Annotated in this window: 11 protein-coding genes and 2 pseudogenes; 9 read left to right on the forward strand and 4 right to left on the reverse strand. The window is 65.6% G+C overall.

Annotated features, from left to right (window positions below):
- Both EOA49_RS27895 and EOA49_RS27900 read left to right on the forward strand, forming a co-directional pair.
- Positions 1 to 657: MFS transporter (locus tag EOA49_RS27895; RefSeq protein ID WP_164749299.1), on the forward strand; the 657-nt coding region annotated here is incomplete at its 5' end.
- A gap of 59 nt (positions 658 to 716) precedes the next feature.
- Entirely contained in the window at positions 717 to 1,139 is a 423-nt protein-coding gene (locus tag EOA49_RS27900; RefSeq protein WP_127240747.1) for a GNAT family N-acetyltransferase, read from the forward strand.
- On the opposite strand, the gene EOA49_RS27905 is transcribed toward EOA49_RS27900, so the two are convergent.
- Positions 1,136 to 2,251 (reverse strand): anhydro-N-acetylmuramic acid kinase, encoded by a 1,116-nt coding sequence (locus EOA49_RS27905; protein ID WP_095800978.1) that lies wholly within the window; start codon positions 2,249 to 2,251, stop codon positions 1,136 to 1,138. The genes EOA49_RS27900 and EOA49_RS27905 overlap by 4 nt on opposite strands.
- Positions 2,252 to 2,462: 211 nt before the next feature.
- On the opposite strand from EOA49_RS27905, the gene EOA49_RS27910 reads away from it, so the two are divergent.
- Complete coding sequence (locus EOA49_RS27910; RefSeq protein WP_127240748.1) at positions 2,463 to 3,152, forward strand: SDR family NAD(P)-dependent oxidoreductase; 690 nt, start codon at positions 2,463 to 2,465, stop codon at positions 3,150 to 3,152.
- A gap of 34 nt (positions 3,153 to 3,186) precedes the next feature.
- A pseudogene (locus tag EOA49_RS27915) lies at positions 3,187 to 3,294 on the forward strand (ABC transporter permease); the annotation flags it as partial.
- Here EOA49_RS27915 and EOA49_RS27920 read toward each other — a convergent pair.
- Positions 3,282 to 3,467, reverse strand: a complete 186-nt coding sequence (locus EOA49_RS27920; protein WP_127240749.1) for a hypothetical protein — start codon at positions 3,465 to 3,467, stop codon at positions 3,282 to 3,284. The pseudogene EOA49_RS27915 and the gene EOA49_RS27920 overlap by 13 nt on opposite strands.
- 57 nt (positions 3,468 to 3,524) lie before the next feature.
- Between EOA49_RS27920 and EOA49_RS27925 the strand changes: the two genes are divergently transcribed.
- Positions 3,525 to 4,544: an isopenicillin N synthase family oxygenase gene (locus EOA49_RS27925; protein WP_127240750.1), complete on the forward strand. Its 1,020-nt coding sequence runs from the start codon at positions 3,525 to 3,527 to the stop codon at positions 4,542 to 4,544.
- 53 nt (positions 4,545 to 4,597) lie between these two features.
- Here EOA49_RS27925 and EOA49_RS33765 read toward each other — a convergent pair whose 3' ends face one another.
- A complete protein-coding gene (locus EOA49_RS33765) occupies positions 4,598 to 5,401 on the reverse strand; it encodes a hypothetical protein (RefSeq protein WP_336618890.1) in 804 nt (267 codons plus the stop codon).
- Positions 5,402 to 5,591: 190 nt separating this feature from the next.
- Between EOA49_RS33765 and hpaR the strand changes: the two genes are divergently transcribed.
- Complete coding sequence (hpaR, locus tag EOA49_RS27940) at positions 5,592 to 5,996, forward strand: homoprotocatechuate degradation operon regulator HpaR (RefSeq protein ID WP_095800975.1); 405 nt, start codon at positions 5,592 to 5,594, stop codon at positions 5,994 to 5,996.
- Here hpaR and EOA49_RS32865 read toward each other — a convergent pair.
- On the reverse strand, positions 5,982 to 6,137 hold the full coding sequence (locus EOA49_RS32865; protein WP_156751111.1) for a hypothetical protein: 156 nt from the start codon (positions 6,135 to 6,137) through the stop codon (positions 5,982 to 5,984). The genes hpaR and EOA49_RS32865 overlap by 15 nt on opposite strands.
- Here EOA49_RS32865 and EOA49_RS27945 point away from each other — a divergent pair.
- The 3 genes and pseudogenes from EOA49_RS27945 to EOA49_RS27955 form a co-directional block, all read left to right on the forward strand.
- Positions 6,121 to 6,390 (forward strand): annotated as a pseudogene (locus EOA49_RS27945) (aldehyde dehydrogenase family protein); the annotation flags it as partial. The gene EOA49_RS32865 and the pseudogene EOA49_RS27945 sit on opposite strands and share 17 nt — an antisense overlap.
- A gap of 52 nt (positions 6,391 to 6,442) precedes the next feature.
- On the forward strand, positions 6,443 to 6,937 hold the full coding sequence (locus EOA49_RS27950) for a VOC family protein (protein WP_245460819.1): 495 nt from the start codon (positions 6,443 to 6,445) through the stop codon (positions 6,935 to 6,937).
- 493 nt (positions 6,938 to 7,430) lie between these two features.
- On the forward strand, positions 7,431 to 8,666 hold a 1,236-nt coding region (locus tag EOA49_RS27955), incomplete at its 3' end, for an SWIM zinc finger family protein (protein WP_245460820.1).

Consider the following 8,666-nt stretch of genomic DNA (forward strand, 5'->3'; position numbering starts at 1 on the left):
GTCTTCGCCGCTGTCGCGCTTCTCGCCGCAACCGCCGTCGCCGGCCTGTCGGTCAGCTCGCTGCGCGACACCAGGAAAAGCGGTCCGGCACCGTCGCCGCTCGGCGCGCTGGCTGTGCCCGGAATCCTGCCGCTGCTGATCGCCTGCGGCGCCTTCATGACCGCCTTCTATGGCGTCTACGGCTATCTCGGCGATCATCTCCATGAAGGTCTCGGCGAGCCGGTCAGCGCCAACGGGCTGGCGGCGATCGCTTACGGGCTCGGCTTCGGCGCGGCGGCGCTGCTTGACGGCGTCATCGACCGTCTCGGCGCCCGCCGCGTCATGCCCTTCGCCTATCTGCTGGTCGCCGCCGTCTATGTGGCGATCGCCTCGGCCAGCGGCGCCTTCGGCCTGCTGATGGCGACGATCGCCGTCTGGGGCCTTGCCAACCATTTCGGGCTGAACGTTCTGGTGATGCGGCTCACCGCGCTCGACGCCGCGCGGCGCGGCACGATCATGGGCCTGAACAGCGCAGTCACCTATTTCGCCGTAACCGTCGGCACCGCCGGTTTCGGCCCGCTCTACACCGCCCTCGGCTTCGCCAACTGCGCCCTGGTCGCCGCCTTGCTGATGCTGGTGGCGGCATCGGCCGCGGCGTGGCGCTCTGCCCGGCAATAGGCTTGCGTGTCGCTTCGCTCCTTGGCTAAGGCTGGCTTCCGAACCGCACCGGAGCCACCGTGAAGATGACGCTCGAGATCACCACCGAGCCCTTGCCGCAGGATCTCGCCCGTGTCGGCGAGGGCTTGACCGCCTTCAACGACAGCGATGTCGGTGCCTCGGGCCGGAAGACGCTCGCCGTCTTCGTTCGCGACGACGCCGGCGCGATCGTCGCCGGCATTTCCGGTTACACCGCCTGGGGCTGGCTCTATGTGCAATGGCTCTGGGTCGACGAAATCTGGCGTGGCCGGCACATCGCCGCGAGCATGCTGGACGCAGCCGAACGGGAAGCGCTGGCGCGCGGCTGCCAGGCCGCGTGGATCGACACTTTCAATCCGACCGCGGCCAAGGTCTATCAGCGCCAGGGCTACCAGCCGTTCGGCACGCTCGCCGATTTTCCGGTCGGCCGCAGCCGCATCTTCCTGCAGAAGAAGTTGTCTTAACCCGCGAGCTTTCCACCGCGCATCGGCTGCGGCACCCCGGTGGTGCTCGGAAAGCTGATCGGCAGGCCGCGCAGCACGCGCACCGCGAGGAACGCGAAGCATTCCGCTTCGACCGCGTCGCCCTTCCAGCCGAGCGTCTCGGCTTGCACCACTTCGACGCCGGCGCGCTGGCCGAGCATCGCCATCATGGTCGGGTTGCGGCGGCCGCCGCCGCTGACCGCCAGTCGTCTTGGCCGGCGCGGCAACAGATCGAGCGCCTTGCCGACCGCCGAGACGGTGAAAGCCGTCAGCGTCGCCGCGCCGTCCTCCGCGCCGAGCCCGTCGGCCATGGCCGCGGTGAAGTCGAAGCGGTCAAGCGATTTTGGGTAAGGCTTCGTCAGATACGGATGCTGCAGCAGCCGCTCTAGCCTTGCCTCGTCGACCGTACCCGCGGCAGCCAGTCTGCCGTCGCGATCCATCTCGCCGAGGCCCTTCGCCTTGATGAAATCGTTGACCGGCGCATTGGCCGGCCCGGTGTCGAAGGCGACGATGTTGTCTTTGCCGTCCCACCAGGTGATGTTGCCGACGCCGCCCAGATTGAGCACCGCGGTGTCGCCGCTGGCGTCGGCCTCTTTGAGCAGCGCCGCATGATACGCGGCAGCGAGCGGCGCGCCTTGTCCGCCGGCCGCCACATCGGCCGTGCGGAAGTCATAGGCGACTTTGGTGCCAAGCAGGGCGGCCATCAGCTCGCCGTCGCCGAGCTGGCGCGTGCGGCCGATTCGTCGCGGCTGCGGGGCGCGATGCAGCACCGTCTGGCCGTGGAAGCCGACGACGCCGATATCGGCCATCGTCATGCCCTGGCTTTCGACCAAATCCCTGACCGCCGCCGACTGCGCGCGCGTCAGCGCCTCCTCCGCCTCGCGAAAAATCGTCGGCTCCGGCCCCTCGAAATTCCAGACGCGTGCTTGGCGCAGGGTCTCTTCGAGCAGGGTGCGGATCGATTGCGGGTAGGGGGCCAGTGTGTATGTGCCGGTGTCGGCGATGCGCTCGCCGTCGGTTTTAATCAGCGCCACGTCGATATTGCCGTCAAGCACCGTGCCGGTCATCAGGCCGACGGCCCAGATTGGTTCCATGGTCGTTCCTCGAATCGCCGCTGGACCACGTGTCGGACGGATCGGCGCGACAGGCAAGTCTTTCGGATGCGCCGGGACCTCTCACCGTGCACCGCCTTTGTGTCGCACTGCCAAAACGGAGCAACCTAGTCCTTGCCTCTTGCCGCCGAAGGAGCGAGCTTGTGCGATTATCGACCTCAACTGAACAACGCGTACTCGCAGGAGGAACGACATGGCCGCCACTGTCGCAGTGATCGCCGGCGCTGGAGCTGGCCTCAGCGCTTCGCTGGCGCGGCTCCTCGGCAAGCAAGGTTTTCGCGTCGTGCTGGCCGCCCGCAATGTCGACAAGCTCTCCGCGCTGGTTCAGGAGACGGGTGCGCAGGCGGTGGAGACGGACGTGTCGGATGCCGCCTCCGTCGAGCGGCTGTTCGAGGCGGCCGACAAGGCCGGCTCCCTCGAAATTGCCGTCTTCAACGCCAGCGGCCGCACGCGCGGCCCGATCGCCGAGCTCGATCCGGAGGCGGTCAAGCAGGCCCTGCTCGTCGGCGCCTATGGCGGCTTCCTCGTCGGCCAGCAGGCGGCACGCCGGCTTGTTGCTCGCGACTCCGGCTCGATCCTGTTCACCGGCGCCACTGCGAGTCTCAAGGGCTTCTCCGGCTCGGCCGGCTTCGCCATGCCGAAATTCGGGCTGCGCGGGCTGGCGCAGTCGATGGCGCGCGAGCTAGGTCCGAAGAACATCCATGTCGCGCATTTCATCATCGACGGCCAGATCGAGCCGCCCGGGCAGGCGGCCGAGCCAGACCGGCCGGATCGCCGCCTCTCGCCGGACGCGATCGCCGAGACCTATCTCGCAGTCCACCGCCAGCATCGCAGCGCCTGGAGCTTCGAGGTCGAGCTGAGGCCCTGGGTCGAGACGTTCTGACGATCCATTCCACGAACCGTGCAATAACGCGCCCCGACGCGAGACCGGCGTCATGGTTGCGGCGGTGGTGGTGCTGATCGTGCTGGTCTGCGGCATCCAGTGGTGTGACCGGCTGGTCGCGTGGCTGGATCATCGCGGATAGGCGAAACGCGAGAAGCGGGAGTCGAATGAACGCAATTTGCCGCGAAAACCCGGGAATTGAGCGGCGGCTTGCTCCATTTGCAACGAGATTGGTTGGCGCGTTTCTTCACCTGCAATGACGCGCATGTCATCGTGCGGCGGGGTTGCTCGAGCAATTCCAGGAAAAGTGCGCATCGGTTTTCCGTCCGGACTTGCGAAAAACAGAGAGTTGCCGCCAAGAGGAAGCTGTCCATGGCCAGAATAATCCCGGTGCTCGATCTCGACCGACTGGAGCAGGGCGAGTCGGAACTGCGGACCTTCTTGTTTGATCTGCGCACCGCCGCTCGCGATGTCGGCTTCTTCTATCTCAGCAGCCACGGCATAACGCAGCCGGACATCGACGCGGTGCTCGATGCCGCGCGGCGCTTCTTTGCCTTGTCGGAGGCCGACAAGCTGGCCATCGAGATGGTGAAGTCGCCGCAGTTTCGCGGCTACACGCGTGCCGGCGGCGAGCTGACCAGGGGCAAGGCCGACTGGCGCGAGCAGCTCGACATCGGCGTCGAGCGCGCGACCATTTCGCAAGGGCCGAGCGTGCCGGCCTGGACCCGGCTGCAAGGTCCGAACCAGTGGCCGGCTGCGTTGCCCGAACTGAAGCCGGCGCTGCTTGCCTGGCAGACCAAGGCGACGGAGGTAGCCATCCGGCTGCTCAAGGCCTTCGCGCTGTCACTCGATCAGCCGGAGGACGCCTTCGACCCGATCTATGGCAGCGAGCCCAACCACCGCATGAAGATCGTGCGCTACCCAGGCCGCGACGCCACCGGTGACGACCAGGGCGTCGGCGCGCATAAGGATGGCGGTTTCCTCACCCTTCTGCTGCAGGACGAGAACAAGGGGCTGCAGGTCGAATATGATGGCAGCTGGGTGAATGTAGATCCGATTCCGCAAACGCTCGTGGTCAACATCGGCGAACTGCTCGAACTCGCTTCGAACGGGTATCTGAGAGCAACCGTGCACCGCGTCGTCACACCGCCGCCAGGCGTCGAGCGGATTTCGGTGCCGTTCTTCTTCAGCGCCCGGCTCGACGCGACCATCCCGCTGCTCGACCTTCCGCAGGAACTGGCGGCTGAGGCGCGCGGGCCGGCCAGCGATCCCGACAATCCGCTCTTCCGCAACGTCGGAACCAATGTGCTGAAGAGCCGTCTGAGGTCGCATCCCGACGTGGCCCGGCAGCACTATGCCGATCTTCTGGAAAAGGCAGCGGCGGCCGGCTGAGCTTTGCCGCTGCCCGCGCGATATTTTTTCGCCTTCCGGCCAGTTTTTGGAATTCAGTTCGTGGAAAATATACCGCAACCGCCCCAAATAGAGGCCATCGCTCGGTGTTTTCCTCCCATTGCGCCGGGCGATGTTCCCCTCTGAAGGTTATGACCTTCATTTCTTGGCCGGGCCGCTTTCGCGCCCGGCCTTTTTCTTTGGGGCAGCGCGCAGCTTGCAAATTCGCGCGGCCGGTCAACGATGCGGATCGCACCAAAGGGCCCGAAATCCGAGACGATCCGATCGCCATGCCGGCATTCGACCGGCCGGATGAAGGAGCCCGACAGCACCACCTGTCCGGCCTCGATTTGCATGCCGTACTGATGCAGCCGGTCGGCGAGCCACACAATGCCCTTGGCCGGATGATCGAGCACGCCGGCACCGAGCCCCGTCTCCTCCACCTCGCCGTTGCGCGACACGATGGCGCCGATCCAGCGCAGGTCTGCCTCGCGCGGGCTGGGGTGGCCGCGCTCCTCCAGCGCGCGCAGATAGATCGCGTCGCTGGTCTCGTCGCTCACCTGCAGGCCGAGCGTGTCGACATAGAACGCGCGCGATAACCCCTTGATGATCGCCTCGCCGGTCCGCTTCTTCTCCTCCGCGCTGCGGCCCCTGCCGATGCGGAAATTCATGTCGATGAAGCCGTTCTCGGGGAGCCGGTCCGCGACCGCATAGGCATCTGCACGGAGGGCGCGCACCCGCTCGGCGCCGGGCTCGAACAGGCCGGTCTCGAGGATGATGCGTGAAACGAGCGCGCAAAGCTCGCTCATCTCGACCTTCGCGTCGAGATTCGCCGAATATTCGATCCCCATGTGGGGCAAGGGCTTGGCGACCGAATGTCAAGTGCTTGGTCTCTATGTCGACGGGGTCGTCGGGGACGGGATTGCCGCTCTCGGAGAAATCGCGGATATAGCTGCGATCCGAGCGTTAATTTCTGTTGCGAGTCGTACTGGACTGGAACTTTTCGGAGAGTTGACTCTGCTGCCGCCCAGCACCCGCCCTTCCCTGCCCATGGCTCTGCTTCGCGCCCGCGAAGTGATCATGGCGCATTTTCGTCCGATGCTTGCTCGCCACGACATCACCGAGCAGCAATGGCGCGTGCTGCGCGTGCTTGCCGAGACCGGTCCGCTGGAAGCGACCGAGCTCGCTAACCGCGCCTCGATCCTGCCGCCCAGTCTCACCCGCATGATCAAAGCACTGGACGAGCGCGAATTCATCACCCGCAACAAGGTCAAGGATGACGGCCGCCGCGCTCTGCTCGCCATCAGCCCGGCCGGCGTGGCGCTGATCGAGGAGCTGGCGCCCGAGCGCACCGCCATCTACGACGCCATCGAGAAGCGTTACGGCGCCGAGCAGTACGAGCGCCTGCTGGACATGCTGGAAAGCCTGATCGAGTCGGAGTCAGCGCCAGACTGACCGACTAGCCACCGAAACTCCCAGTGCGCTGGGCTGCATGTAGTTGCGCCCGACATAGAGCAGCGCCGCCTCGTCGCTGCCATGGCGGATGTCGACGACGCGGCCGAACATCACATTGTGCATGCCGGTGCTCGGCGTCATGCGCTTCGAAAGCGAGGAAGAGACGGTGCGCCTTGCCAACGCCACCGTCTATGGTCTTGCTTCTGCAGTGTGCACCTCGAAGCGTTCGACCGCGCATCGCATGGTGCGCGCCATCAATGCCGGCGTCGTCCACGTCAACACCTATGGCGGCGCCGACATCACGGTACCGCTCGGCGGCTTCAAGCAGTCCCGCTTCGGCAAAGACAAGTCGCTGCACGCGATCGAGAAGTACACCGACCTCAAGACGGCGTGAATAGCGCTCGGATAAGCTCCCCTCGAGGGGAGGGTGGCCGGACCTTGTGGAGATGCTCGCCCAAGCCGGCACGGCCGGTGTCGGCGCCTGGTTGCGCCAAGGTATACCCGATGCGACTGTGCTGGGTCGCCGTTATCGACGCTTACGCGAGGCCAATCTGATGCTGCTGGCTGTCCATCATGTCGCAATCATCTCCAGTGACTATGAGACCTCCAAGCTGTTCTACACGAACAAGCTCGGTTTCGTCGTTCTGGCCGAAAACTGGCGCCCCGAAAGGCAGTCTTGGAAGTGCGATTTGCGTCACGGTACCATCCAGATCGAACTGTTCAGTTTCCCTGGTCCGCCAAGCCGGCCCAGCAGGCCCGAGGCCTGTGGATTAAGGCATATTGCATTCTCGGTCGCCTCGGTCGAGGCAACAGCCGAGCTGCTTCGGTCGCGAGACGTCGAGGTGGAGCCCATCCGAACAGATCCATACACGGGACGATTGTTTACCTTCATCGCCGATCCCGATGGACTGCCGATCGAATTTTACCAGGACGCTGTTTGACGGTGAGGAATTCGGCCGCGAAATCCGCCGGTTGCGGAACGCGAAGCGACTGGTGGAGGAGGCAGATGATGAAGTCAGGCTTGGAGAAGCTGGGGCACGACGCCAGCTGCCATCGGGACGGCGTCGGCAGCACCTAACCATCTTCGCCGCAACGGGGAAGATGAGTCATGCCTCGCCGGTCGGCCGCGCCGAGATGAGCCTCGCCGCCCTGATCGCCGCTTCGCCCGGGGGCCGCTACCGCATCGTCTACGCGCGAGACAGGGGAGGCGATGGATAGCGTGCCGATCGGCTGGCCGTCAGCGCCGAGGATCGCCGCGCCTATGCTGTGCACGCCATCCTGGTGGGTGCGCGCCTGACGATGAACAGGGCAACGCAACGTTAGACAAGACACCAACTTTTCAGCGGCTGGAGCTACACCAGCGCGCCGCAAACAGGTATCTATCGTCGCGACATCATGCTTCGGGGGTCATGAGGGAGCGGCTTGCAGCTGGATTTGAAAACAATCGAGGCGCTCGCGCCCGACCAGGCTTCGCTGGGCGCCGCCGCCAAGCTGACCAAGCGGTCCAACTGGCCCCGTCTCGAGACAAACGAACAGCTGGGCCTCATCTGGGGCGAATGCCAGGGCTCGGGAGCGAATCCCTACCGCGTCGCATTCGATGCCCGCGACCACGGCTACAAATGCACCTGTCCATCGCGAAAATTTCCGTGCAAGCACATACTGGGGCTGATGTGGATCGGCGCCACCGCGCCCGCCAGCTTCGATCGGGTCGACCAGACGCCGGAATGGGTCAATGACTGGCTCGGGCGGCGCCGCAAGCCGGGCCAGCCGCCGACGCCGGCAAGCGCGGAAAGCAAAAGCATCGACGAGGCGTTGCGGCCCGAGCAAAGCGCTGCCGTAGAAGACGCCGCGGCCGCCGAGCGCCGCGAGGCGGCGCAGCGCAAGCGCGCCGAGGACACGCGAAGTGCCGTGTCGGCAGCGCTCGACGAATTGGATCAGTGGGTTGCCGACCAGCTTCGGCTCGGCCTTGCCGGTTTTGTCGACGCCAGCAGCGAGCGCTGCCGCCGCATCGCGGCGCGGCTTGTAGACCTCAAGGCGACCGCTTTGGCCGGGCGTATCGACGAGCTGCCCGCGAAACTGATGGCGCTGCGCAGCGAAGAGCGGCCGGACGCCGCTATCCGAGAGCTGAGTAAGCTGGTGCTGCTCGCCAAGGCCTGGCGTGCCGCGCCCGACGATGCCGAGCTGAAGCGCCTGGTCTCGACATCCGAAACACGCGACCAGATCCTTGCCAATCCGGATGCCGTCAAGGTCGAGAGCGACTGGGAGGTGCTGGGTGAGAAGATCGAGGCCCGTCGCGACGGCCTGGTCAGCCACGCGACCTGGCTGCTCGATCTGAAAAGCCCAATCCCACGATTTGCCGTCCTCCTGGACTTCTTCCCGGCCTCGGCCGGGCGCCGCTCCGGCGCCTTCGCGCCGGGGGACCGCTTCAAGGCGAGGCTGGTGTTCTATCCATCCCGAATTCCGCTTCGCGCACTGGTCGCAGAACGCCTGGGCGATGCGTCGCCCGGCAATTGGCCCGATTTTGCTCCGAACGCTGCCGGCGATCCGCTGGCCGCCTATGCAGCTTTCCAGGACGGCGCGCCGTGGCTGTCCGACTGTCCGATCCTCCTGCCGGCGGGCGCGATCGCGCTGGACGAGAAGGATGGCGCCTGCCACCAGGCGCCATCCTTC

Origin of the sequence: Mesorhizobium sp. M1A.F.Ca.IN.020.04.1.1 (assembly GCF_003997315.1) — a bacterium.
GTDB lineage: Bacteria > Pseudomonadota > Alphaproteobacteria > Rhizobiales > Rhizobiaceae > Mesorhizobium.